Raw genomic sequence first — 23,121 nt, 5'->3', positions numbered from 1 at the left:
CTTCACCTTGCCACCAGCAGATAATGAAATGCGCCTGCCAAAGGGAATCAGATAGATTTTAGCGGAAAGTATTCAAGGAATGATTTTGATACTGTGTTTCCCAAAAATGCTTCTATTAAATAATCCGCGTTAGGGATTGTAGCCGCGAGCCGCAGGCTCGTTCTGGAGCGACCGTAAGGGAGCGGAAGAATGGAGCGCGGTTAGCGCGGAATGGCGCAAAGCCCCCTCGTAAAAAAAATATTCGTTTTGACTAAGAATACCGTAACTCCTTAATATATAAAGAATTACAGTATAGGATTACTTACTAAATTATACCATAAAAAAACAGAAAATGGCATATTAAGTAAGCAGTTTAAGTAAAAAATAGTGATTTTGGGAAAAACATTTACAAAATCTTAATAATATTGTAAATTATTTATGCGTTCCTGTCTGCCCAGATAAGGACCTATATGAACAAACCCTATTTGTTGTTCAAAATGCGCAATTCGCCATACTGGTATGCGCAGATCAGACTTTCAGACGGAAGTCTTTCTAACAATAAAAGCACTGGAAAAGAATCCAAATCCGAGGCTGAAAAAGTCGTTATGGAATGGGTTGTAGCAGGTGCTATCCCTAAACGAGTTTCAAGAAAAGAAAAATCTGAAATCAAAACTTCTCTTGATACTCTTTCTATTTTGAATCAGCTTAAAACACATGATTTTTCTGATTCAGAAATCAATCAAATTATAAACATTCTCAAAGAACGCAACTACATCAAGTCCGCAATCCGTACTGAGACTAAAGCTGCGCGTGATGCAATGGAGTACCTTCTTGAGTTCTGGGATTATGACAAATCGCCATATATTCGGGAACTGCATCTTAGAGGCAAATCATTCCACAAGAAACATTCCAATAAAATGACCCGTATCATAATCAATTATTGGAAACCAATCATTGAAGGAAAACTTCTCGGAGAAATAACCCGTAACGACATCAACAAAATCTACGAAGTTGAATCAACTCAGAAACTTGCACCTAAATCCGTGAAATCAATTATTCATGCAATGACTGTTTCAATGAAATGGGCATTTCTTCATGGGCTTACTGAAATCAACTGCTATGACGGAATCATCAAACCTTGTGAAAAATCTAAAGAAAGAGCAATCCTCACAATGGAAGAGACAAGAGCCCTTTTTGCTGCCAAATGGAAAAATGATGCGGCAAAACTTGCATGCCTCATTGCAAGCTACACAGGAATGCGTCAGGGAGAAATTGCTGCACTGAGAGCCCAGGACATCGGGGACGACAGAATCTACATCCGCCATTCATGGGGAAAATATGATGGCCTTAAGTCTCCAAAAAACGGAGATGAAAGAGAAATTTTAATTCCTCAGCAACTGCGCAATATGATAATACAGCAGCTAATGAAAAATCCATGGAAGCAGGATTTGTCGGCATATGTATTCTTCAGTAAGAAAAAAGCTGACAGACCAATGGATGCCGATGCATGGGCTAAATATATGAGACAGGCATTGAAATCAATCGGTTATTCAGATCCTGAAAAGATTTGTTTCCATAGCTTCAGGCACGGATGGTGTACGACAACACTTTCAGAAATCGGAGACCAGAGAATCTGTATGATAGGTTCCGGACACAAAAGTGATAAGATTTTCGCTCATTATGCAAATCATATCAAAAAGGAATCAGCCTTAAAGACTATTGCTGAAACTTCTGAAAAACTTTTTGCACCAATTTTTGAAAAACTGGCTGTCGAAGAAGTTGAATATACAATCATTGACGATTTTCCAGAAAATCAAAAATTACTTCCGTGCACTGGTGAAAGCAAAAATAAAATTGCTTAAAAATTAAACTGTCATAAACCTCGCATATGGCAGTTTGAAATAAAAAATTTACAACAAGAGGAGTACCCGCAGATGAAAAAAGAAACATTAACAGAAGAACTCTTGCTTCAAAAAGAAGTAATTGAGTTCTTGAGATGCGCTTCATCATCTTTCTTTACCGCAGAGCGTTATGAATGGCTCAGAAAAAAGGTAATCAAAGATGGAAGCCGCAGAAAGTACAAGAAATCTGATGTTCTGGCATTCGTTGAACGCTTACAGAAATCAGCTTAAACAATTTAAATCGGTACTGGCAGTCTGACTTAATTATTCAGGCTGTCGGTGAATCTAATAAAACCAACAACTAGAGGATAAACATATGAAAATTAATGACATTATCAGCATGGTAAAAGATACCACTCAGAAAATCTCAGAGAAGAAAACTCTCAAAATCAAGGACATTGTTCTCATTCCAGAGTTCCAGAAACTTCTGGTCATGGAAGAAGATGTTCTCGAAAAAATGAAACAGTCGATGAAAGAAGAGGGCTTCAAGTCAGGCCACGAAATCCACATCTGGAAGCGCGGAAAGGAATACATCCTGATTGACGGTCACACAAGAAAGTGCGCATGGGAATCTCTGGGAAACAAGACAATTCCTTGTATCATCCATAATTTTGCAGACATTGAAGAAGCAAAGACTTTTGCAATCAAAGAGCAGATAAACCGCAGAAACTTAAGCGGACAAGCGCTTTTAGATGCAGTCGCAAACTTCAACTTTGAGAAAGGTAAAGGAAATGTAGTCGGTGAAAAGGGAAAGGCATCTGAAATCATTGCAAAGCAGATTGGTGTATCTACCAAGACGGTTGAAAAAACAAGAGTTGTTTTGAAGGAAGCTACCCCTGAACAGTTAGAAGCCATCAAGAAAGATGAGCTGAGTATGAATCAGGTTTTCAATCAGATTAGAGAGAAAAGAAAGGAAGAAAACTCTGAAAAAGAGAGCGATGTTTCTGCATCCACAGAAACTGAAACAAAGGCGGAAGCCAAGACTGACGCTAAAACTGAAAAGCCAAAAGGAAAGCCAAAGTCCGAAAAGCAAAGTGCAAAGACCGCATCCAAATCAAAAACGGATGAAGCCTTTGAAAAAGGTGTACGTTATGCAATCAACGAAATCAGAAAGGGAATCAGCCTTGAAGACCTTGAAAAATCTCTGAGTGCATAACACAAGATAAAAACGGAAACAAAGGCTACTCCCAGAGCCTTTGTTCCATAAGCCAAAAGAAAGTGCCTGCCCGAGGAGTACAACATTGAGCGAAAGCTATACGGCATCTTTCCACAATGGCGGAATGGAAAAAGACGGAATTGATTCAAGCGGAAGAAAACGAAGAAAGCTTTATCAGGCTTGCCGAGAACACAATATCAGAGACCCAAAATATTGTGACAAGCAGGAGCACATCGTAAAAGGCGGACTTCACGAAACATGGATTGATATTCCACCAAAACAAGCCTACGAGCAGATTTTTGGAGAAGCTTTCAAGGAATACAACTCCAAGCAGAGAAAGAAGGAACGGCAGTTCAATACTTATTGGGAGAAAGTAAAGAAATCAGCAGTTCTTGTACCCGTTCGCGAAGCTTTAATTACAATCGGAAATTGTGAAGACGGCTTTCCAGCCCTTGAAGTCGGAAAGCAGATTTACAAGGAATTTCTGGAAGAGTTCCAGAAGAAGAATCCGAACATGGTGGTAATCGGTGCTTATTACCACGCGGATGAAATGCGAAGTGACGGAAAAGGCGGAGTTATAAAAGGTGCGCCCCACATGCATCTTGATTATATTCCCGTTGCGTACAAATGCGACCGCGGGCAGAAGATTCAAAACTCTATGAATGGTGCTTTAATGGAACAAGGCATCTTAAACATTGAAGTAGACCCAGAAGTCGCAGAAAAAGTGTACGGCCTGAGAAAGAAACCGCGCAGAAGGAAGAAGAACGCAACGCTTGAAGAAGTTCCGCTAAGTGAGCGCCTTAAATGTTTTGAAAAGCTTGAAGAAAAGCCTGAGCAGACGGAACAGACCAAAGAAGGTGAAACCGAAGGCGGAAAAATCACAAAACCGCGCGTAGTAACAAACCTTCAGCAATGGACTGATACACAGAGGAATCGGCTTAAAAAGATAGCACGTTCACATGGCTTTGAAATTATAGAGAAGAATGAAAAGCGCGAGCATCTTACAACGGAAGACTACATTCTTTCACAAAATCCGAACCTTAACCATGATGTTCACGCACTTGCAGAAAGGCTTATAAACAACCTGAAGGAAGTTCAAAAAGAATCCGCTGATAATGCTGAATGGGAGAAGGAGAATCAGGAACAAGCTGAGCAGAATGCGCAGAAGGCAAAGGACCTTGAAAAAGAAAAGGAAGAGCATAACGCGTATGTTGAACAGAAGGAGTACGACTTTAAGAGCAGGGAATTCAAGCTGAGTGACAAGGAAGATGAATTAATAGAGCGCGAGGAAAATGTTGCAAAAAAAGAAACTTTCTTAGCGAATGCCAGAAAGCATGCTTCCGAATCCCTTCACAAGTTCGTGCAGAAACTTAAAAAGAAAAAGGAGGAGGTAAAAGAAAAAGACAGAGCCTTAGACCAGATGCTGAAGGAAACTAAGGAACTCGCAGAAAGAGCCGAGAAAGTCAACAACAATGCGGCTACCCCATACTTCACTTTTGCAGATGACATAAAGTTTGACGATGCAAGACTTATGGCAAGAAGAAGAGATGGAAAAGGCCTTTGCGAATGGTTTAACGGCCTTGAAGAAAAGTTCTGCGGATGGCTTCATAAGGCGCAGTATTTTGCAAAACACTTCTGGAACAAGACACCTGATGAACTGATGATTGTTGCGGAAGACATGAGGCAAAGCTACTGCAGCAATTTCGGAGAGTACATCGAAAAGGGCATGAGAGGAAACACCCTCAGCCAGATTAAGGAAGTTCGTGAAATTAGAGAAGAAATTCCGAAAGTTCAGGAACGCAAAAACAAGACAATTACCCACACACGAAAAGAAATCGATTGGTGGGATTAAACTCCACAGAGACGCAATCTTGCAAGTCGCTTGATTGCGTTTTTTTTTAGTTAGCGCACCGTTTCCCTAACAGAAAAAGAGCCGTAAAGGCAGTAAAAACGAGCCCTTTGGGCACCCCCAGAACTTGTAGCCAAGTTCTAACACAATAGAAGTTTGCCCGCGTTTTTTACAAAAATCTGCGAACAAACTTCTATTGTGCGAGGGCATATCCCCTCGACCCCTTGTCTATTCCGTTCCGAAAAGCGCGGGCAAATGAAAGCTTCCCCAAAAGGAAACTTTCACCGCTTTTTTTCTCCACTTCATAGCCACCAAAAGGCTCTGCCCTTTGGAAACCTGAGAAGGGCAACGTTGCCCTTTCTAAACCTCCGCCAACAAGACTCTGTCTTTTTGGATTATCTGCCAGAGACCCAGTTCTCTGGATGTTTAGTTACTTTGTTTTCCGAAAGGCTTTTCACTACAAGTAAAATTTCTTAGTGCTTCATTGGCAGAAATCGTAATTGAATCCCATGTTAGCCAATTTTGTAATGTAATAAAAAGATATTTTTTCCCGTTATCTTCAAGTAGTACGGCAGATTGATATTTATACTGATGCCCTTTTAAATCATGAATCGGAATACTTGAAGTATACTGCCCATCAGATGGATTACAAACACTTCTAACCTCTTCGACTGTTTCAAATGGTACATAACCAACCAAGTTCTCATCTGTAAGTTCAATTTCATGTTCTCTCTTAACAGAGAACTCATACGTAACCTTTAAGTTTTGTTTATCACATGTTATTTCATCATAATAAATATATTCAGCAAATTTACTTGAAAGCCTTGATTTTCCATAAAATACTTTGCTTTTATTTGAATAAGGATACTTTTTTTTCAGATAAGAAATAAATACTTCATAATCCGATTCTGTAAGAAAATGACATTCAATAGTATCCATTTTATCAGTCGTAAAATATCCATCACCCGATGAAATTACAATTTCTATTAGACTAAAATTAGCACCAAGATATTTTATATCTTCTATTTCAAATGTTTCAGATTCTTGACTTCAGCTACCTCTCCAAGTGCTATAAGCTTTATATTTAATGTTATTTGTATCAAGATATGAACTTACATTCTTTCCTATGGAATCTTTGTTAAATGACATAAACGAGATTTCAACGTCAGTATCATCTCTAATATTTTTATTCGTTTGTACGGGAACATCATCATTTAAGATTTTCTGTTCAACTGTTTTCTTTGGGGCTGATGTATTATTTTCAGTTTCTTTTATGGCCTTAAAAAAGGCAGAAGATATATTGTCTTTAAAGTAATTAATTTCTTCTTCAGTAAAAAATACATATGTTCGATAAGTAGTCATAACAATGCAATATGCAAAGTTTGAGCAATTATCCTTCCAAATATTTGTATAATTATAATTATTCTTCACATCGTCTGTATCTTTTTTAGTAAATTTCTTTTTCTTTGAAATTGGTTTATCATACTTTAAGCAAGTATGTTGTCCGACCTCACGATTATAATCTAAAAAATAAGTACCATGAGATGCTTCACCACCAATCAATTCAGGAAATTCACCTTCCGTTTTACTGTCTAAAGCATTGTTAATATTTCCTAGTAAGCTTAACAATGAACCATTCTTTAAGGAAATTTCTGTTTCATATATTTTTTGTCTAAAAAAGTCAAATATCACAATCGTGTATTTTGAGTTTCCAGAATCAAAGACAGAATAATAACATAATGTGTCTATGCCATTATTGCCACCATTAGTTCCTGGATTAACCATACATTTTCCGTAAGCTATAACTCTGTCATGATTTACAACATAATTATAATAGTTTCTGAGAAAATCATTAGTAGTATTCTGGTCAACATTTGCCTGAACGAACCCCTTTAGCAGTAAATCTACCATAGCTTTATCACTTATAGATTTATCTCCAAATGGTTTAGTTTCCTCACTAGAAGGATCAAATGAATGTGAAAAAAGTCTATCATTCATTAAATATTCAGTTACGTTTGATGCATAAATATTGCAGAATATGCAAAGCAACAAACCAACAACCATACTTATTTTTTCATTTATAATTTCCCCCATTTTTTTTGAATATCATCCGATAAAGCCATCTATTAATCTGAAAATAATGCGACATTAAATCCCAAAGCTCTTAGCCCTTTATTTACGCGATTATTTCTTAAATGCGTAATATCAGGCCTTCCCCATCCAACCAATTCTCCGACAATACTTCTACCGAAATGGTCTATGTGATATTTAGGATTGTAAATCGTATTATAAACACGTTCCTCTAAACTGATTGTATCTTCAAAAAGCAAGTATTTCATTGTGTCCTGAATTGTTAGCCCTTTTGATGTTCTTTGATTTAATATCCAATCCACATAGAAATTTACTCTTTCCTCAATATTTGTTTTATAATCAGATGGTAAACCAAAATCAGAGTTTTTCATCTGCCGTGCATGGTTCCTAGCCGCATGATTCTGATTAAAAACAATAAACAATTCATCTCTAGTTAATTCTCCAACTTTTAACTTTGCAAGTAGAGTTTTATTAGATTTATCCCATTCATTTATATGAACATCCTCATTACTTGGAGGAAGTTCAAGATTCTCCCACCAGTCAAGCGCTTTTTCTATTGCTTTATCTGGATTATATTTATTTTCTTCATATTCCTTATTCACTAATTCAGAACTTTTTAAGTCTTCATCTTTTCCTTTTAACAAATATGAATAATAATAAGCATGTAAAATCTGGTCTGTAATTATCGAAATATCTGCACTTGGATCAACCCAACTTGGTTCCTTAATATTCTTAAGTTTTTCATGTATTATCCCCAAATATTTTTGAGTCTCCCGCCACTCTTGTAAAAACTGTAGTTTTTTCTTATCATCGTTTTTTTCTTTATCATTTCCCCAATCTTGCACACCTGGCTTCAATATAAACAGATGACTAAAACTTTCTTCAAAAAGATTATCTAGATTCTGTTTTATAAATTTTCTTCGTTCATTTTCAATTTTTGTCTCTTGGATATACTTTTCCATTAATTCAGCATCTTCAATCGTAGCTGGTATACTATTGTCACTCAAAAAAGAAAAATATTGTTCAATTTCTGTTTTATGTTCTTCCGTCAATTCGTTTTCAGGTATAAAGACACCAGTCTCGACATTATGATACATAGCATTTTGAGTCAAATTATGTGAGCCTATATAAACCCCATAGCCATGAAACCAAATTAATTTTGAATGAAATAACTCAGCAAAAGGATAGAATTTTATATATGGAGATTTTATAGCTTCTTTTACAATTTCTATCTTCGAGGAAATATCTGCATTAAATAATCCCCACCAATCAAGATGAATTTTTTTCTTGTCGCAAAGTTTCATTAATGTATCATCTTGAGTAAATGCAACCGAAGCTGATATTTCCTTTACAGTATCTGGTATGTATTTTAGTAAAATTGCAAATCGTCTTGTAGTCTTGTAATCCAAATATAATTTCATTACGCACCCCCTATACTTATTATAGGAATCCGAAATACCATTTTTTGCTTTATTCTCTATTTTTTTTAAATTTTATAGCAACTGCATTATCTTTTAATTGAAAAACTTTTCCTACTTACTCTATATCCAAATCCCGCCCATAATAAGGTTCAGGTTCTCTTACTTCCAGAATATCCATACAGTTTGTATCAGCATATTTTGAAATTCGTTGATAGTAATCATGTTTGATTTTTATGTCGTTCAACTCTTCTCTGCGAGCCTTAGACATTTCAAGGAATTCAGTCTCACGCTCTAAGCCTAAGAATCTACGGCCTAGAACTGTAGATGCAATTCCCGTTGTAGAACTTCCAGAAAATGGATCAAGAATCCAATCATTTTCTTTTGTAGAAGCTAGAATAATTCTGGACAACAAAGGAAGAGGTTTTTGAGTAGGATGCTTTCCGCATGATTTTTCCCATTTTGCAATCGCGGGAAGAGTCCACACATCACGCATCTGAGTTCCGCCATTAATAGATTTCATTAAATCATAATTAAAATAATGCTTTGATTTTGCTGATTTTTTTGCCCAGAGGATAAACTCCGTTGAATGAGTAAAATATCTGCATGATAAATTTGGCGGAGGATTATTTTTCTGCCATGTAATACAGTTCAGGATTTTATATCCTAGTTCCGTCATAGATTGAGCAACTGAGAAAATATTGTGAAAAGTTCCTGATACCCAGATTGTTCCGTTATCGGTTAATTTTTCACGACAGAGGGCAAGCCACCGCCGATTAAAATCATTGTCTTTTTCAAAGCCTTGAGATTTATCCCAATTGCCTTTATTTACACTTACTTGCTTACCGCTCTGAACAGAGATACCGCCATTTGAAAGAAAATAAGGAGGATCTGCAAAAATCATATCAAACTGAAAGTTTATGTTTGGAAGCAGTTCCAAACAATCGCCTTTTGCAAGAGTAAAGTCTAAATTGTTCGAGCGATACCAAGGTTTTATTGAAATTTTAATCTACTCCTGGAACTGGTAGTCCTAATTTCTGTAATGGAATATATCCAAAATAATACTGACATCTAACACTGTGAATATAATCAAGGACATCTTTATATTTGGGATCCTTAAACCAATCGCTTAATAAATAGATATATTCAACTTCAACATTAAGTTGAGCTAGCAGTTTTTGATATTGTTTTTTCTTAAAATCGCAAGTTTGAAGTTTTTCATCAACAGAGCCTTTAACTTTTTGATATTTACATTCAATAATAAAGACTGTGTTATTAGCTATAACGAAAATTGAGTCATCAGGTAATAATTGCTTAGAAATATGCTTTTTCCAATCAATTCCATGAGGTTTAAGGAAATATTTGTAAAAATCATGTTTTTTATAAATATTTGCTACAAGTTTTCCTTTATAAAATACATCATGTTCTATTACTTTATAATCGTTTTGACCAGATAAAAATGTTTTAAGGTCAACTTCACCCTCAAAAACTAATCCGGTAAGAGTATTTGCTCCTCCATAACCATTCTGCTTCATTATTTAAATACCTCTTTCATAATTCCATTCTGCATATCATTGATGCTATAAATATCATCAAGAACATCAAAGGTTTCTTCAAGGTTTCTTGCTGCTGACTTCCATCCTGCTCCATCTGTGAACCAGACGAACTTTGCACCTTTTACATTTTTCATTTCAGTTGCAATTGTTTTGTAGCTGCGGGCTGTTTCATTAAGTTTTGAACCGCCACTTCCATAGAAGTTTGTTTCAATGAGATAAATACAACTATCTGTTTTTACTACGAAGTCCCAGCGTTTTTCCATTTTTCCCTGATTAGAAACAGCTGATAAATCAATATTCCATTTTCTGGAAACTTCTGAAACATACATTTCTTTGAAGTAGTTTACATCACGTTTAAAACCTGCTTTTTGGATATAACTTTCAACCAAATCTTCCATCTGATGGCCACCACGGTTTTTGCGGCCATTTGAATCAAGACCTGTTTCAACTCCAGTTACATAATCGTACAGATTATTAATAATGTGATTTGAAAGAAGGTCAAAAAGTCCTGTTTTTCTCATGAAAAGTTTATAATCATCTATTGTGTTAATCTGCTTATTAAATGTATAAAGTTTTACATCACCGTTTTCACCCGCAAAAATCTCATATTCACGAACAGCAAGTAAAATTGGAATGCATTTTAATGTTTCTGGATATTTTGCAATTAAGTTCTCGAAATCTGTTTCAATGTTTTTTGAACCTATTAATGAGTTTAGAATATTCAACTCAATTTTGATTGAATCTACGTTTTTATAAACTTTTGTAAAATCAATATAATATCCAAAGTCAGCTATACTATATCTGAAACTAGAAAGCCATGAATTAAAATTTCTATTTCCCATCTTTAATCCTCTGCGCGTTCTATATTTATTTTCAATTGATTGTTATCATATAACCATGCTGATTTTCCACGATGTAAAATATTATCTATGTCAATTAACTCAAATTGGCGATATATTTCTGTAACGCCTGCCAGATATGCACGAGTCTTATCAATAGTGCATTCTTTTTCTATAGAGCCATTAAAAAATGACTTTCACTTTATTTGCATCCTGAGGTAAAGAATTCTTTATGGAGAGAGGAAGTCTTAATATTTTTGCTCTCAAATCATTTTCAGAAATTTGCTTTTCAATTGCATTTTCCAAAGGTGTAACTTTTGAAGTTTCCTGTTTTTTTTCAGGTTTATCTTTCTTAAATTGCATATCAAGATTGGCAGCACTAAATACTGGTTTATAAACAAATCCAATTTCTTTTTCAATACAACTCTGAATCAACGATGCTCCATCAATTAAAACAATTGGTCTGGAAGAATCAGTTTTAGCTTCATTTATTGCTTCTTGTGTGAATTTTGCCGTAGTAATAAAAATGCCTTTTTGACCAGAAAGCATCGTCCTTTTAATTCACGAATTTTAGTTACTGATATTGATGAAATGGGAGAATTACGTTTAGCTTGAATTCGGTAATCGATTTCATCTGCATCATCAAAATCTTCGACACCATATCGTTTTGCTGTTAAATCGTACCCTCCATCTCTTGATTTCTGAGTAACATAGACTTCATCCAAACCAATCTTTTCTAAATATAGTTTGAGAAAATTTTCAAAATCATATCCAGTTTCGAAATATGAATAAAAATCATTTAATAACTTTGAAAGTTCTTCTGCTCCTAATTCGATGTTGTTCATTTAAACCTCTAGAAAACAGCTGCGATATTACTAATCAATAATTCATTAATCGGTCCGCGACGTCTGGCATTACTGTTTACCATTCGTGCAGCTTGAACTCTTTCTATATTAAAATCTGCATATAGATTATCGAAGAACTCATCCTGTTCATTTGCATTATGGGGATCTGAATTACTTGCAACAATCAAGGCTCCTCTATGTGCCATTTCAGTAATAAAGTTGCCCAGTTCAATTTGCTGTACATCAGAAAAACCATTTTCATTATACGAAGTAAAAGATGAAGATGCTGTTAGAGGTCTGTATGGTGGATCCAAATAAACAAATGTATTTTCATCGATGAAATCTCTGCAGTAGGAATAATCGCCTACATGCATTTGAACATTCTGAAGAAGTTGGTTGCATTCACGTATATTCTCGGAATCACAAATTAGAGGATTTTTTGCTCGATTGAACGGAACATTAAATAAACCATTGCGGTTTACTCTATAAAGTCCATTAAAACAAGTCTTATTCAGATAAATAAAAAGGGCTGCTTTCTCAAGGTTATGTTCAGGATTACGTTCTTCAATAAAATGATTATATGTTGCGCGTTTCCCAAGATAGAGGTTCTGACGGTCAGCTTCAGGAGTTTCAAGATACTCTGTTTGAAAGTGTTCCAATAATTGAATTAAAGGTTCACAATTATCACGAATATTTTCATAGAGATTAATTAATTCAGGATTGATGTCATTAATAAGAACTTCATTAGGATGAAATGTCTGAAGTACATCAAATAATACAGCTCCGCCACCAACAAATGGTTCGCAATATCTGGTTATATTTTCAGGATAGCGTTGTCGAATTTCTGGTAAAAGTTGTGTTTTTCCACCTACCCATTTTATGAACGGTCTTGCAGACATTTTTATTCCCCTATAAATAAATATTATACATCATAAATTGAATAATTTATAGATATTATATACTCATAAGGTGACAAGGAATGACATTGTTGTTTTTAAGTCAATTTATTGTAAAAAACTTAGTCCGCAGGCCAAAAACCTACGGCTTACGAATTTATTGAAGTTTAAATTAGATAATACTTGAAAGAAAAATTATTCCAATATAGTACTCCATTTTAAGTAAAGACCTTAAGTAAAATCTAGAATTGAGTGAGTTCAGATGAATCAAAATGAATAGAACTTTTTCGATTTTTTGTGCTAAATTAAAAATATCTAGGCAAAAAGTCATAAAATTTACTTATCTGAATCCATCTGAACTCAATCGAGTATTAAAAATATTACAGGATATGGCGAAAAGCCCGACCGCTTGTCTGCGGCAAGTGGTAACGCCCAAAGCTTCATTTCTTGTTATTTATTTTTTACAACAAATCTGATATACTGAAACAAGGACAGGATTATGAAACTAAACACAAACCTTACCGTTGCCATTCACACTATTCTCTGCATCGCTTATTTTGAAAAAGACTACAAAGTCACTTCCGATTTTATTGCAGGAAGCACTGGCATGAACCCGGTAATTATCAGAAAGATTTTGGGAAAACTCCAGGCAGCTGGAATGGTAGAAACAAAAGCCGGAGTCGGAGGCTCTACCCTTTCAAAGAAAGCCGAAGAAATTTCCCTTTTGGATGTTTACAAAGCCGTAAGCGAAGAAAAGGAGAGCGAGCGGTCCGTCTTTAATTTTCATGTAAATCCTAATCCAAAATGTCCCGTTGGCAGCAAAATCCATGCAGTTCTAGACCAGCCATTAGATAATGCCCAAAAGGCTTTGGAAGAAGAATTGAAAAAAACAACAATTAAGGATTTGATGGGAAAGCTATAATCTAGTGCCCTATCATCGTATTTGCCCGGTATTCTGCATTCAGCTGGGCAATTTCTTTCTTACCGTCTATGTACTGCTGATAGTCAATTTCCATGCCGCCACAGGCACAGCACATGGAACAGTCGCTTCCACAGCCAAGAGCATCGGCAACGATTTTTTCTCGTTCTTCCTTTGTTGTGTCTTTTATCAAAATACTTTTCATTGACTGACAGCCTCCTTATTTGTATTATATCCCTATCTGAATAATAGGTAAATATCTGGAGGCCTACTATGAAAACTATTGAAACTAAATCAGCACCGGCAGCAATCGGACCTTATTCACAGGCAATTCTTGCAAACGGATTTTTATACACTTCAGGGCAGATTCCTTTGAATCCTGAAACAGGCACAATCGAGGGAAGTGACATTGAAGCTCAGGCAGAACAGACCATAAAGAATCTTGGAGAAATTTTAAAGGCGGCAGGAAGTGACTTTTCAAAAGTCGTAAAAACAACCTGCTTTCTCGCACACATTTCAGATTTCGCCGCATTTAATGCAGTATACGAAAAGTACTTTGTTTCAAAACCTGCCCGCAGCTGCTTTGAAGTTGCAGCTTTACCAAAGGGTGCCCTTGTTGAAATTGAAGCAGTAGCCGTTGTTGAGTAAAAAAGGCTGGTAGATATATGATAAATGAAAAAGTTTTAGACTTCCTCAAAGCTAAGGGATATGCAGACAGACTCACCGAACACAAAGAAACAATCGACACCGTAGAACACGCAGCACAGCAGATTGGCTGTTCTGAAGCGGAGATTGCAAAGACGCTTTCATTTATTGTGGATGAAAAACCTGTTATCGTGGTAATGGCAGGTGATGGACGGGTAAACTACTCAAAGTTCAAGGCACAGTTTCACGTAAAGCCCAGCATGATTGCCCGCGACCAGGTTGAAGCAATTACCGGCTTTGCTCCCGGCGGAGTCTGCCCTTTCAATGTTCCAAAAGAAATCCCCGTATGGCTCGATATTTCAATGAAGCGCTTTGAATACGTTCATCCAGCAGGCGGAAACTCATTTACTTCGGTAAAACTAACTCCCTCTGAACTGGAAGAAGTTTCAGGTGCCACCGGCTGGTGTGATGTCTGCAAGGGATGGGAAGAATAGAAAAAAAGCCGTGTAGCCGTTCCCATTGAAGACGAGGAAGTGAATGTTAAGTTTTATGCCGTGTGCAGGGTTGAAATGATGAGGCAACTGAAGGAAGTTTTACAAGGATAAAAATATCAATCAATTTGCCACAAATGGAATCCTGCCTTGACTTTCTGATGCAGATACACAGGAATTTCCCTCATGGAAAGCATAATATACAGGTTCTAAATAATATTGTCTTTGCATATCTTGAAATGAATAAATGTATTCCAGAGCATATACTAAAAGCATTTATCCCCACAATCGGACAAAACCCATGCAATACGGCAACTTACGGATTGTATCTTTTACGAAGAAAGGGGCAGACAGAACGTGGGCTTTCGTACTATGACAAGGCAATCTCAATGGCACAGAAAGACTCCGCCTACACTAATATGCTAGAAGAACTACGCTTAAAAAAGGATATCGAAAACGCTCGCAGCCTCATAGAATCAGGCGACCATAACTCTGGGCGCAGGCTGTTGGACAAGTCATCTAAGCTTGCCACTAAAACTCTGCAAGGCTATCAGCAGAATATTGCCCGCCTTTTGGAAGAGTGCTGAAAGGGTGATTTTATTTTTGTGACAGCGTGGTGTTTTTTTCTATTTTTCCAACTTCTGCAAGCATAAACATCTCACAATTTGTTGAGATGATGCTAAAACTCCTAGTCTACCCGTTATATGGATTTCCCGCAAATCCATCAATCGTTTTTACCATAATAAAAAAGACTCCATAAATTGGAGTCTTTTTCTGAGCTGCCTACTACTATTAAGGGAAAGGTTTATCCAAGATACTTTCATGAAACAAAACTGCTCACAATTTTTCAAACCTTTCAATAACCAACTGAGATACTCGGTATGGTTTGACATAAGATACTTATGTATTGTGCAAAATGATTAGCTAATAATCATCTGCAGTCATGCAATACTCCAAATCAACTAAGTTGCCCGGGTTTGCATAATAACGCTCAATTTCTAAAAAGGCATGCTTATTTAATTCGAGTAAACTTTGTACACCCGAAACATAAGTACTCAAAACCTTACAGATTTGAACACATTCTTTCTTCTGTTTAGCGTAATTTTTATACTTTGATACGGCACTATGAAATTTTGGAAAAACTTTCATAGCTTTTTCAAAATCGGTTTCGTCAAAGTTATTTTCGCAATCCTCATCATATACAGAATCAATCCTATCCAAAATCAAAGCCCAATTAGACAATTGACTTGGAATAGTTTCACATTCTTTTTTAGAATAATGAGATTTTTTGAACTCCTCACGCATTGAATTACATGCGTCAAGAACCACAGAAGAAGTTTTCATAGGCACCTCCTTTATTATTTACGAAAACTCGTAATTTACTAAAGATGGTACATTCAAAGTATTCGAACTTCTAACTCAAATATAGCTATTTTACAAATAAAAAAACAATATATCGAAAACTGTCATACATTGCAAATTATTTTTCTATCGTTTTAGCTAGATTTCTCCACTATCTTTTAAGCCTTTATTTCATTGTTTTCAATCAGGATTTCTAGATGATGCAGGTTATTTGCATAGGTTCATTTTTTATAAAAACAACTTTAAGTACAATTTGCCCAGCCTGAGAAGAGTCTTTGGCAAGATGTTTTCTATTTCTTTGCAAGCTTTATCTGTTTTGCTTTTTTATTTCGTTTTACGTTCATACCCTTTAGGTATTTCCTTTTTAATTGCAGGTTCTGGAGTAAGATTATTCATTCTATAATAATCCTCATTCCAAATAATATTACTGCAACCTTTTCCATTGGCATTATAATTTGTGCAGCCTAAAAAATATCGTCCATCTTTTTGCTGTCGTGCAATTAAATAGCCATCACATTTATCGCATTTTTGAATTGATAATTTCCCAGCTTCTATTTTATTTGTCATAAAATCACAGATTTCCGGGTCGTTCATACAAATCCAAAGATTCAGTCCATAAGCAGTTTTTACTTTATGCTGAAGGGGATAACCACAAATCGGGCAAGATTTCTTAAATGCACTGCCATTTTTTACTTCTTCGCTCCATTCTCCTTTTAAAACAACGTTTTTATAATCATGTTTTATTTCCAAAAGGAATTCTGAAGGATTTTCTTCTGGAGCTATAAAATACACTCTGTTTTTTGTTCGTGTCATGGCAACATAGAAAAGACGACGTTCCTCGGCAGCTTCAATAGTATCATCGCGCTTTACAACATAATTTAACACTGGGTCATTTTCAATTTTTGAAGGAAAGCCATAAGTCTCATTCTTTCCATTTATGACAATTACATTATCATATCCTAAGCCTTTTGAAGCATGAGCTGTCATAAATGTAATTTTTAATTCTGGATGCTTTAGGCACTTAATCTTATTACCGTAATCTTTATATTCAAAAAGACTTGAGCGTTCCAAATTTTTCCCGTCAAAACCAAATCTTCCAAGCAAAAGAATTTCCTGCTTTTTAGAGTCTTTTCCTTCAACTTTGTTGAATTCAATGATTTTTTCTATAGCGGTTTCAACAGACTTTGCCAGATTATAATTTGAATTCCCTCCAAATCTCTTTTGTTTTGAATCATAAGTATAAATAATTACAGGGTCTGTAATTGTCTTTGGGGACTTTAAGGTTTTTCTGATTTGTTCCGTATTTTTCTGAATAAAATTTCCGGCAATATCGATGACTTCCTGTGAATTGCGGTAGGTTTTTGTAATTTTCAAAAGTTCTGCATATCCCATGATTTCTGAAAACTTAGTAAATAGAGTTATGTCTGAACCGCTGAACGCATAAATTGACTGCCAGTCATCTCCAACAGCAATGATTTTTGCATTAGTAACGTCATGCAACGCTCCGACTAAATCAAACCTCTGGCGGGAAATATCCTGATATTCATCAACAATGATATATTTAAAATCTATCTGATCACTTACTGTTTTTGATTCTTTCAATAGCCGTGCCGATTTATTTATCATGTCCGAAAAATCAATTGCATTATTTTTGTGAAGATATCGCTCATATTCCAAGTAACATTCTTTACAAATACCTAAAAACAGTTTCGTCCTTACATTTTTTGTCTGAGTTCCCCACTCATCAAATTTTTCAACTGAATATCCGTTGGTCTTGAAATTTGAAATGAATCTATCTATAAGATTTATCAGTTTTCTGATATAACGACTGGAATCTTGATTGGAAATCTTTTGCATTACTTCCTTATTGTCACGTGGATTCAATACAAAACCAAATGATTCTAGTTTTTCTCTTAAATGCTCAAGCAGTTCCCGCCCATCATTATATTGCGAGCAGGTACAGATGAGATTTGTTCCATGCTTACGGTGAATTGCAACTTTATCCCGCATTGCTTTGTTATACTTTTTTAATTCTTCCGCTGAGTATCTGTTGCTGTAGCCATCTTCAGTTACGCCAAAATGTTCAATATAGGCTTCTTTTCCATTTTGGGTGATTTTAAAATCAGGAGTGTAGGGCTTTTTTGCTCCTTCAATATTATATTTATAGCAAGGCTCATACTCGTAATCGATGTTGTTCAAATAAAGGAAGTTTGCAATCTGAACCTCTTCCTGAGAACGCAAAATTTCATTTTGTATTGTTTCATATTTTTTAATTCTAGAATTTTTGATTTCTACTTGATAGTCAACTTCTCCCAGTTCACTCTTCATTGTAGAAAGATTTGAGTTTGACAAATTGTTAAAAAACTGATTTTTATCTTTTACTTCAATTGGAGCATCAAAATATGTCGCAAAAAACTTTATTAAATCATCAACAAGTTTTTGATTTTGTAAAACTGTATCTCTAAAATAATCTTCCAAAACAAAGTATAGCTTTTCATTTTGTACAATATTCAGTTTTTCATCGTTTTCCTTATGCAAGATTGCATTTCCCGTTGAGTGGAAAGTTGTTATGGGACAATCGATTTTCAATTGCTGATTTATTTTTTCTTTTAGTTCGCCAACCGCTTTGTTAGTAAAAGAAACTACAAGAATTTCCTTTGGATTGATGTTTTTCTTTTCTACAAGATACTTTACTTTTGCTGCAACCGTTGTCGTTTTTCCGGCTCCAGCCCCCGCAATTACAAGACAATAATCTTCATCTGTAAGAATGACGCGACGCTGGTCATCATCTAACATAATATTTGAATCAACATCAGACAGAATTGTGTCAAGATAACTTTTTTCTGATTCAAGTTTTTGTGAAACAAAATTTTTATTATGTTCTGCAACAAGATTTTTTATATCAGAGTATTTTGTAAAAACAGAAAATATGAAATCTTCTGCAACAGAATTTTTCTTACAAAAATCAGGCAACAAATCATCATTTTGTAACTGTTGAAAATATGAAATTATATCCTTCGTTGCATCTATCTTTTTCAGGTAATCTGATTTTGCAATATAAGAATCTTTTGAAAGTAAATCATCTATAAAATTATTAAATGAAAGGATTTCATTTATTTTGGGATTATCAGAATGATAAATATTTTTATTTTTCTTCACAGAGTCACTATTAGTGCCAAAAATACGATTCAAAAGAGACATAAAATATCCAGCTAATTTTAGATTATAGCATATAATCATAATCATTTGAAGTTTCTGTTCATATTTATAATTCTATATTCCTATGCAAACCTATCAATTTATTTCTGCTTCCACTTATTTGCACAAACATTTTCTTAACACTTCTGGAAGCCAGTTTTCAAAAAATCTATATTAATAGGCATTTATCACAATTCTGTCGTTTAAACAACATTACATTCCTCATTGTCCATAGAAAATAGACACTTGTCACTTATAATGCAAGTGAGCGTTAGGGATTGTAGCCACGCCGAAGGCGGACACCTAGGGAGCGGTGCGGAATGGCGAAAAGCCCGACCGACTGCCGCAGGCAGGCGGTAACGCCCAGAATAAAACTATTTCGGAGGAAAAAATGAATCTGAAAAAAAACACTTATCGGCTTGGGAATAGCAGCTTGCCTTGCAGGTTCACTATTCGCACAAAACAAAACTTCAAACTCAAGGAGACTCAAATGGGAAAATCACTGGTAGTTTATTTTTCGCTCGCTGGCGAACAGTATAACGTTGGAAACATAAAAGAAGGAAACACTTCTATTATCGCAAAGTTTATTGCAGAAGAAACTGGCTCAGAGCTTTTTGAACTTGAAACTCAAAAGCCTTATCCAACCGACAGCTACAGCCACCTGACTCAGATTGCAAAAGATGAGCAGAACAAAAAAGCCCGCCCTGCCCTCAAAACTGATATCGACATCAGCGCCTACGACACAATCTACATCGGATATCCAAACTGGTGGGGAGATATACCAATGCCCCTTTACACATTCTTAGAAGCCCACGACTGGAATGGAAAAACCGTAATACCGTTTTGTACTCACGAAGGAAGCGGACTGGCCGGAACAGAAAGCCGTATCCGTTCAACCTGCAAGGGCGCGACGGTGAAAAACGGACTTGCCGTTCAGGGAAAGGTTGCACAGACAAATAGAAGTGCTGCGAAGAAAGCCGTACAGGACTGGCTTAAATAATAATCAATAACAGGAGATACGCTATGCAGACAATCAAACTTAACAATGGAATCGAGTGTCCTGTAATCGGACTTGGAACTTTTATGCTTTCACCGAAAGATGCCCAGAACAGCACCCGCGAGGCTCTTAAGATGGGCTACCGCCTTATCGACACTGCAAACGCCTATGTGAATGAGCGCGCAGTTGGACGGGGAATCAAAGAAAGCGGAATCAACCGAAAGGAAGTTTTTCTTTCTACAAAGCTCTGGCCGTCGGAATACGAAAATCCAGACGCTGTTGACGAAACTCTTGAACGTCTTGGCCTAGATTATGTTGATCTGCTCTACATCCATCAGCCGGCAGGAAACTGGCTTGCAGGTTATCGTCAGCTGGAAAAGGCTTTGAAAGAAGGAAAAGCCCGCTGGAATCTGAATCACATCGCCCTTTCTGATTATGATGGCGGGCTTTCCTTCTTCCTGATACAAGCCAACTCCGCCAACGCCGATGACATACATTCCGCCGTGAACATGCCAGCCACTTCTGGAATCAGGGGCAGTTGCATTTCTTCTTGTTATTGCCATAGGAATATCCATGATCGTAAGCAAAACACTATGCAGTGAGAATAAAAACTGATTGAATAAAACCGGAAATTATGATATGTGTGCTTGATACAAATACTCCTATATGGTAGTATAAAACTACGATATAGGAGTATTTAATTATGAAGACAAAAGGTGGATTTCTTGTTACAAAAATAAAACAGCTGGGTGATCGTATATTTGAAAGGATACTGGCAGAAAAAAACATTGATGCATTTAACGGAGCTCAGGGAAGGATTCTGTATGTCTTATGGCAGGAAGATGGCGTTCCTATTAAAATTATTTCCGAGAAAAGCGGACTTGCAATTACTTCACTTACGACCATGCTTGAGCGGATGGAAAAAAACGGACTGATAAGCCGCAAAACGGATGAAGCTGATAAGAGAAAAACTCTTCTGTTCCTCACAGATAAAGCCAAAGAACTTAAAGAAGCTTATGACTCCGTATCCAATGAGATGGGGAATATTTATTATCGTGATTTTACGGATAAAGAGATTCTTCAGTTTGAAGAGTATCTTAACCGCATCAGGGTAAACCTTGAGGAATGGAGTGACAAATGAGTATCTGTATTAAAGATCAGATTCAGAACATGAATCTTGTTATAGGGTGCACTGTTGGATGTCCGTACTGCTATGCCAGAAACAATACGAGGCGTTATCACATCATAGATGATTTTGAAAAGCCACAGTTTTTTCAAGGCAAGCTTCGTATGATGGAAAAGAAAAAGCCGCAGAATTTTCTGCTGACCGGCATGAGCGATCTCTCGGGCTGGCATGAGGAATGGAGAGAGGAAGTCTTTAAAAAGATAGCAGAGAATCCTCAGCACCAGTTTCTTTTTCTTACCAAACGACCGGATCTTCTGTCTTTTGAAACAGATCTTGATAATGCATGGTTTGGCGTTACAGTTACGAGAAAGTCTGAGTTATGGCGTATTGATGCACTGCGGAGCAATGTGAAGGCAAAAAAATATCATGTTACTTTTGAGCCTTTGTTCGATGATCCGGGTAAGGTTGATCTTACAGGCATTGACTGGATTGTGGTGGGAACCATGACAGGTGCAAAGAGCAGGACTGTTAAAACAGATCCCGGGTGGGTTTATTCATTGACAGAACAGGCTCATGAACTGAACATTCCTGTATTCTGGAAAGAAGATCTTGTTCCGATTATGGGAGAAGAAATGATACAGGAAATGCCGGATGCTTTTAACAAAGTGCTGGAGGAACAGAGGATATGGAACAACCAGAAATCAAAGTAAATCATATAGAAACAAAAAGTGTAATGACAAAATCGAATACTCCTATTGGAGGATATTCGGTGAATCCCTATGTGGGGTGTCCCCATGCCTGTAAATACTGCTACGCATCTTTTATGAAACGCTTTACAGGGCATACGGAGGAATGGGGAACTTTCATGGATGTGAAAGACTGGCCTGAAATAAAGAATCCAAAGAAGTATGCCGGCCAGAAGGTAATTATTGGAACAGTTACGGATGGTTATAATCCGCTAGAGAAAACATATAAAAATACAAGAAGACTTCTGGAAGAACTAAAGGACAGTGGTGCGGACATACTTATCTGCACAAAGTCAGACCTTGTACTAAGAGATCTGGATCTGCTAAAAGAGATCAATGAAAATAGCAGACTTACAGTATCATGGTCAATCAATACTCTTGATGAAGAGTTTAAAGATGATATGGATGCGGCAGTAAGCATAGAAAGAAGGCTTGCTGCAATGAAAGAGGTATATGCGGCAGGCATTCGTACAATTTGCTTCATTTCACCCGTGTTCCCGGGGATTACGGATATAGAAGCAATCATAGACAGGACAAAAGATCAGTGTGACCTTGTATGGCTTGAGAATCTGAATCTTCGCGGAGGTTTTAAGGCAGATATCATGAAATACATTTCCGATAAACATCCGGATCTGGTGCCACTGTATGACGAAATTTATAACAAAAAGAACCGCAGCTATTTTGAAGCGCTGGAAAAGAAAGCAGAAGAGCTGGCTAAAAAGTATGATTGCAGGTTTGTTGATAATGAAACTCCGTATGAGAGAGTAGAGAAAGGACATCCAACAATTGTAGATTACTTTTACCACGAAGAAGTAAGAGGAACTGCCAATAGTGGAAAGAGAAATGTAATACATAATCCTTGATGGAAGAATAAACCGAAAGATAATCGCACAAATTCCAGTTTGTCGGGATGAACGTTGGAACATAAAATTCCAGTATAATTGACGAAGGGGATTTCTTCATATTAAAGCCCCCTTTCCTTAAGCCATTTTTCGATGTGGTCGGCAATTTCCCTGTTGTTTGTTTCCTGGAACATAAAGTGGCTGTTGCCCGTAATGCCGGCTTTTGGAAGATCTACCACTGTAGCATCTCCTCCGTCTGGCATTG

At 36.4% G+C, this 23,121-nt stretch carries 25 protein-coding genes; 13 read left to right on the top strand and 12 right to left on the bottom strand.

What is annotated here, in order from left to right; translation table 11 throughout:
* The first annotated feature begins 449 nt into the window (after positions 1 to 449).
* The 4 genes from JI65_RS13990 to JI65_RS13975 all read left to right on the top strand — a co-directional run bounded on the left by JI65_RS13990 (position 450) and on the right by JI65_RS13975 (position 4,888).
* Positions 450 to 1,841, top strand: a complete 1,392-nt coding sequence (locus tag JI65_RS13990; RefSeq protein ID WP_191017725.1) for a tyrosine-type recombinase/integrase — start codon at positions 450 to 452, stop codon at positions 1,839 to 1,841.
* 72 nt (positions 1,842 to 1,913) lie between these two features.
* Complete coding sequence (locus JI65_RS13985; RefSeq protein ID WP_191017723.1) at positions 1,914 to 2,111, top strand: hypothetical protein; 198 nt, start codon at positions 1,914 to 1,916, stop codon at positions 2,109 to 2,111.
* Positions 2,112 to 2,196: 85 nt separating this feature from the next.
* Positions 2,197 to 3,036, top strand: coding sequence for a ParB/RepB/Spo0J family partition protein (locus JI65_RS13980; protein ID WP_191017722.1), 840 nt, complete (start codon positions 2,197 to 2,199; stop codon positions 3,034 to 3,036).
* An 85-nt stretch (positions 3,037 to 3,121) separates the two neighbouring features.
* Positions 3,122 to 4,888 (top strand): plasmid recombination protein, encoded by a 1,767-nt coding sequence (locus JI65_RS13975; RefSeq protein WP_191017720.1) that lies wholly within the window; start codon positions 3,122 to 3,124, stop codon positions 4,886 to 4,888.
* A 423-nt stretch (positions 4,889 to 5,311) separates the two neighbouring features.
* Here the strand turns inward: JI65_RS13975 and JI65_RS13970 are convergent, their stop codons facing one another.
* The 9 genes from JI65_RS13970 to JI65_RS13935 all read right to left on the bottom strand — a co-directional run bounded on the left by JI65_RS13970 (position 5,312) and on the right by JI65_RS13935 (position 12,533).
* Positions 5,312 to 5,824: a hypothetical protein gene (locus tag JI65_RS13970; protein WP_191017718.1), complete on the bottom strand. Its 513-nt coding sequence runs from the start codon at positions 5,822 to 5,824 to the stop codon at positions 5,312 to 5,314.
* Positions 5,825 to 5,935: 111 nt separating this feature from the next.
* Entirely contained in the window at positions 5,936 to 6,979 is a 1,044-nt protein-coding gene (locus JI65_RS13965) for a hypothetical protein (protein ID WP_191017716.1), read from the bottom strand.
* Positions 6,980 to 7,011: 32 nt separating this feature from the next.
* The gene (locus JI65_RS13960; RefSeq protein WP_191017715.1) at positions 7,012 to 8,397 is read right to left on the bottom strand and encodes a phospholipase D-like domain-containing protein; all 1,386 of its coding nucleotides are present in this window, start codon (positions 8,395 to 8,397) and stop codon (positions 7,012 to 7,014) included.
* A 115-nt stretch (positions 8,398 to 8,512) separates the two neighbouring features.
* Positions 8,513 to 9,334 (bottom strand): DNA-methyltransferase, encoded by an 822-nt coding sequence (locus tag JI65_RS13955; RefSeq protein WP_242457257.1) that lies wholly within the window; start codon positions 9,332 to 9,334, stop codon positions 8,513 to 8,515.
* A gap of 64 nt (positions 9,335 to 9,398) precedes the next feature.
* The gene (locus tag JI65_RS13950; RefSeq protein ID WP_191017713.1) at positions 9,399 to 9,929 is read right to left on the bottom strand and encodes a PD-(D/E)XK nuclease superfamily protein; all 531 of its coding nucleotides are present in this window, start codon (positions 9,927 to 9,929) and stop codon (positions 9,399 to 9,401) included.
* The gene (locus tag JI65_RS13945; protein ID WP_191017712.1) at positions 9,929 to 10,792 is read right to left on the bottom strand and encodes a type II restriction endonuclease; all 864 of its coding nucleotides are present in this window, start codon (positions 10,790 to 10,792) and stop codon (positions 9,929 to 9,931) included. The genes JI65_RS13950 and JI65_RS13945 overlap by 1 nt, the downstream gene beginning before the upstream one ends.
* Before the next feature lie 180 nt (positions 10,793 to 10,972).
* The gene (locus JI65_RS17155; RefSeq protein ID WP_197971957.1) at positions 10,973 to 11,338 is read right to left on the bottom strand and encodes a restriction endonuclease; all 366 of its coding nucleotides are present in this window, start codon (positions 11,336 to 11,338) and stop codon (positions 10,973 to 10,975) included.
* Positions 11,278 to 11,634: a restriction endonuclease gene (locus JI65_RS17150; RefSeq protein ID WP_197971956.1), complete on the bottom strand. Its 357-nt coding sequence runs from the start codon at positions 11,632 to 11,634 to the stop codon at positions 11,278 to 11,280. Before JI65_RS17150 ends, JI65_RS17155 begins: the two co-directional genes overlap by 61 nt.
* An 8-nt stretch (positions 11,635 to 11,642) precedes the next feature.
* On the bottom strand, positions 11,643 to 12,533 hold the full coding sequence (locus tag JI65_RS13935) for a DNA adenine methylase (RefSeq protein ID WP_191017710.1): 891 nt from the start codon (positions 12,531 to 12,533) through the stop codon (positions 11,643 to 11,645).
* A gap of 496 nt (positions 12,534 to 13,029) precedes the next feature.
* Between JI65_RS13935 and JI65_RS13930 the strand changes: the two genes are divergently transcribed.
* Positions 13,030 to 13,452 (top strand): Rrf2 family transcriptional regulator, encoded by a 423-nt coding sequence (locus JI65_RS13930; RefSeq protein WP_191017708.1) that lies wholly within the window; start codon positions 13,030 to 13,032, stop codon positions 13,450 to 13,452.
* 1 nt (position 13,453) lies between these two features.
* Here JI65_RS13930 and JI65_RS13925 read toward each other — a convergent pair whose 3' ends face one another.
* Entirely contained in the window at positions 13,454 to 13,654 is a 201-nt protein-coding gene (locus JI65_RS13925) for a hypothetical protein (RefSeq protein WP_027729057.1), read from the bottom strand.
* A 68-nt stretch (positions 13,655 to 13,722) separates the two neighbouring features.
* Between JI65_RS13925 and JI65_RS13920 the strand changes: the two genes are divergently transcribed.
* The 3 genes from JI65_RS13920 to JI65_RS13910 all read left to right on the top strand — a co-directional run bounded on the left by JI65_RS13920 (position 13,723) and on the right by JI65_RS13910 (position 15,172).
* Positions 13,723 to 14,097, top strand: a complete 375-nt coding sequence (locus tag JI65_RS13920; protein ID WP_191017707.1) for a RidA family protein — start codon at positions 13,723 to 13,725, stop codon at positions 14,095 to 14,097.
* 17 nt (positions 14,098 to 14,114) lie between these two features.
* Positions 14,115 to 14,588: a YbaK/EbsC family protein gene (locus tag JI65_RS13915; protein WP_191017705.1), complete on the top strand. Its 474-nt coding sequence runs from the start codon at positions 14,115 to 14,117 to the stop codon at positions 14,586 to 14,588.
* Positions 14,589 to 14,824: 236 nt separating this feature from the next.
* Positions 14,825 to 15,172, top strand: coding sequence for a hypothetical protein (locus tag JI65_RS13910; RefSeq protein WP_191017703.1), 348 nt, complete (start codon positions 14,825 to 14,827; stop codon positions 15,170 to 15,172).
* A 337-nt stretch (positions 15,173 to 15,509) separates the two neighbouring features.
* On the opposite strand, the gene JI65_RS13905 is transcribed toward JI65_RS13910, so the two are convergent.
* Both JI65_RS13905 and JI65_RS13900 read right to left on the bottom strand, forming a co-directional pair.
* Positions 15,510 to 15,929, bottom strand: a complete 420-nt coding sequence (locus JI65_RS13905; RefSeq protein ID WP_191017702.1) for a hypothetical protein — start codon at positions 15,927 to 15,929, stop codon at positions 15,510 to 15,512.
* A gap of 342 nt (positions 15,930 to 16,271) precedes the next feature.
* Positions 16,272 to 19,148, bottom strand: a complete 2,877-nt coding sequence (locus tag JI65_RS13900; protein WP_191017700.1) for a UvrD-helicase domain-containing protein — start codon at positions 19,146 to 19,148, stop codon at positions 16,272 to 16,274.
* Between the two features lie 487 nt (positions 19,149 to 19,635).
* On the opposite strand from JI65_RS13900, the gene JI65_RS13895 reads away from it, so the two are divergent.
* From JI65_RS13895 to JI65_RS13875, 5 genes are all read left to right on the top strand, one after another.
* On the top strand, positions 19,636 to 20,145 hold the full coding sequence (locus JI65_RS13895) for a flavodoxin (protein ID WP_197971955.1): 510 nt from the start codon (positions 19,636 to 19,638) through the stop codon (positions 20,143 to 20,145).
* A 23-nt stretch (positions 20,146 to 20,168) separates the two neighbouring features.
* Positions 20,169 to 20,744, top strand: coding sequence for an aldo/keto reductase (locus JI65_RS13890; protein ID WP_197971954.1), 576 nt, complete (start codon positions 20,169 to 20,171; stop codon positions 20,742 to 20,744).
* Between the two features lie 101 nt (positions 20,745 to 20,845).
* Positions 20,846 to 21,283, top strand: a complete 438-nt coding sequence (locus JI65_RS13885) for a radical SAM mobile pair system MarR family transcriptional regulator (RefSeq protein ID WP_191017697.1) — start codon at positions 20,846 to 20,848, stop codon at positions 21,281 to 21,283.
* Positions 21,280 to 21,978, top strand: a complete 699-nt coding sequence (locus JI65_RS13880; RefSeq protein WP_022766768.1) for a radical SAM mobile pair protein A — start codon at positions 21,280 to 21,282, stop codon at positions 21,976 to 21,978. Before JI65_RS13885 ends, JI65_RS13880 begins: the two co-directional genes overlap by 4 nt.
* Positions 21,954 to 22,877 (top strand): radical SAM mobile pair protein B, encoded by a 924-nt coding sequence (locus JI65_RS13875; RefSeq protein WP_029542749.1) that lies wholly within the window; start codon positions 21,954 to 21,956, stop codon positions 22,875 to 22,877. The genes JI65_RS13880 and JI65_RS13875 overlap by 25 nt, the downstream gene beginning before the upstream one ends.
* Positions 22,878 to 23,121: the final 244 nt, after the last annotated feature.

Origin of the sequence: Treponema zioleckii (genome assembly GCF_014737315.1) — a bacterium.
GTDB classification, from domain to species: domain Bacteria; phylum Spirochaetota; class Spirochaetia; order Treponematales; family Treponemataceae; genus Treponema_D; species Treponema_D zioleckii.
This window is presented reverse-complemented; position numbering and strand designations above follow the sequence as displayed.

Excerpts from the sequence above, each read along its gene's own strand:
- JI65_RS13990 (WP_191017725.1), top strand. The coding sequence starts at position 450 with ATGAACAAACCCTATTTGTTGTTCAAAATGCGCAATTCGCCATACTGG.
- JI65_RS13985 (WP_191017723.1), top strand. The coding sequence starts at position 1,914 with ATGAAAAAAGAAACATTAACAGAAGAACTCTTGCTTCAAAAAGAAGTA.
- JI65_RS13980 (WP_191017722.1), top strand. The coding sequence starts at position 2,197 with ATGAAAATTAATGACATTATCAGCATGGTAAAAGATACCACTCAGAAA.
- JI65_RS13970 (WP_191017718.1), bottom strand. The coding sequence starts at position 5,824 with ATGGATACTATTGAATGTCATTTTCTTACAGAATCGGATTATGAAGTA.
- JI65_RS13965 (WP_191017716.1), bottom strand. The coding sequence starts at position 6,979 with ATGGGGGAAATTATAAATGAAAAAATAAGTATGGTTGTTGGTTTGTTG.
- JI65_RS13960 (WP_191017715.1), bottom strand. The coding sequence starts at position 8,397 with ATGAAATTATATTTGGATTACAAGACTACAAGACGATTTGCAATTTTA.
- JI65_RS13950 (WP_191017713.1), bottom strand. The coding sequence starts at position 9,929 with ATGAAGCAGAATGGTTATGGAGGAGCAAATACTCTTACCGGATTAGTT.
- JI65_RS13945 (WP_191017712.1), bottom strand. The coding sequence starts at position 10,792 with ATGGGAAATAGAAATTTTAATTCATGGCTTTCTAGTTTCAGATATAGT.
- JI65_RS17155 (WP_197971957.1), bottom strand. The coding sequence starts at position 11,338 with ATGCTTTCTGGTCAAAAAGGCATTTTTATTACTACGGCAAAATTCACA.
- JI65_RS17150 (WP_197971956.1), bottom strand. The coding sequence starts at position 11,634 with ATGAACAACATCGAATTAGGAGCAGAAGAACTTTCAAAGTTATTAAAT.
- JI65_RS13935 (WP_191017710.1), bottom strand. The coding sequence starts at position 12,533 with ATGTCTGCAAGACCGTTCATAAAATGGGTAGGTGGAAAAACACAACTT.
- JI65_RS13930 (WP_191017708.1), top strand. The coding sequence starts at position 13,030 with ATGAAACTAAACACAAACCTTACCGTTGCCATTCACACTATTCTCTGC.
- JI65_RS13925 (WP_027729057.1), bottom strand. The coding sequence starts at position 13,654 with ATGAAAAGTATTTTGATAAAAGACACAACAAAGGAAGAACGAGAAAAA.
- JI65_RS13920 (WP_191017707.1), top strand. The coding sequence starts at position 13,723 with ATGAAAACTATTGAAACTAAATCAGCACCGGCAGCAATCGGACCTTAT.
- JI65_RS13915 (WP_191017705.1), top strand. The coding sequence starts at position 14,115 with ATGATAAATGAAAAAGTTTTAGACTTCCTCAAAGCTAAGGGATATGCA.
- JI65_RS13910 (WP_191017703.1), top strand. The coding sequence starts at position 14,825 with ATGAATAAATGTATTCCAGAGCATATACTAAAAGCATTTATCCCCACA.
- JI65_RS13905 (WP_191017702.1), bottom strand. The coding sequence starts at position 15,929 with ATGAAAACTTCTTCTGTGGTTCTTGACGCATGTAATTCAATGCGTGAG.
- JI65_RS13900 (WP_191017700.1), bottom strand. The coding sequence starts at position 19,148 with ATGTCTCTTTTGAATCGTATTTTTGGCACTAATAGTGACTCTGTGAAG.
- JI65_RS13895 (WP_197971955.1), top strand. The coding sequence starts at position 19,636 with ATGGGAAAATCACTGGTAGTTTATTTTTCGCTCGCTGGCGAACAGTAT.
- JI65_RS13890 (WP_197971954.1), top strand. The coding sequence starts at position 20,169 with ATGCAGACAATCAAACTTAACAATGGAATCGAGTGTCCTGTAATCGGA.
- JI65_RS13885 (WP_191017697.1), top strand. The coding sequence starts at position 20,846 with ATGAAGACAAAAGGTGGATTTCTTGTTACAAAAATAAAACAGCTGGGT.
- JI65_RS13880 (WP_022766768.1), top strand. The coding sequence starts at position 21,280 with ATGAGTATCTGTATTAAAGATCAGATTCAGAACATGAATCTTGTTATA.
- JI65_RS13875 (WP_029542749.1), top strand. The coding sequence starts at position 21,954 with ATGGAACAACCAGAAATCAAAGTAAATCATATAGAAACAAAAAGTGTA.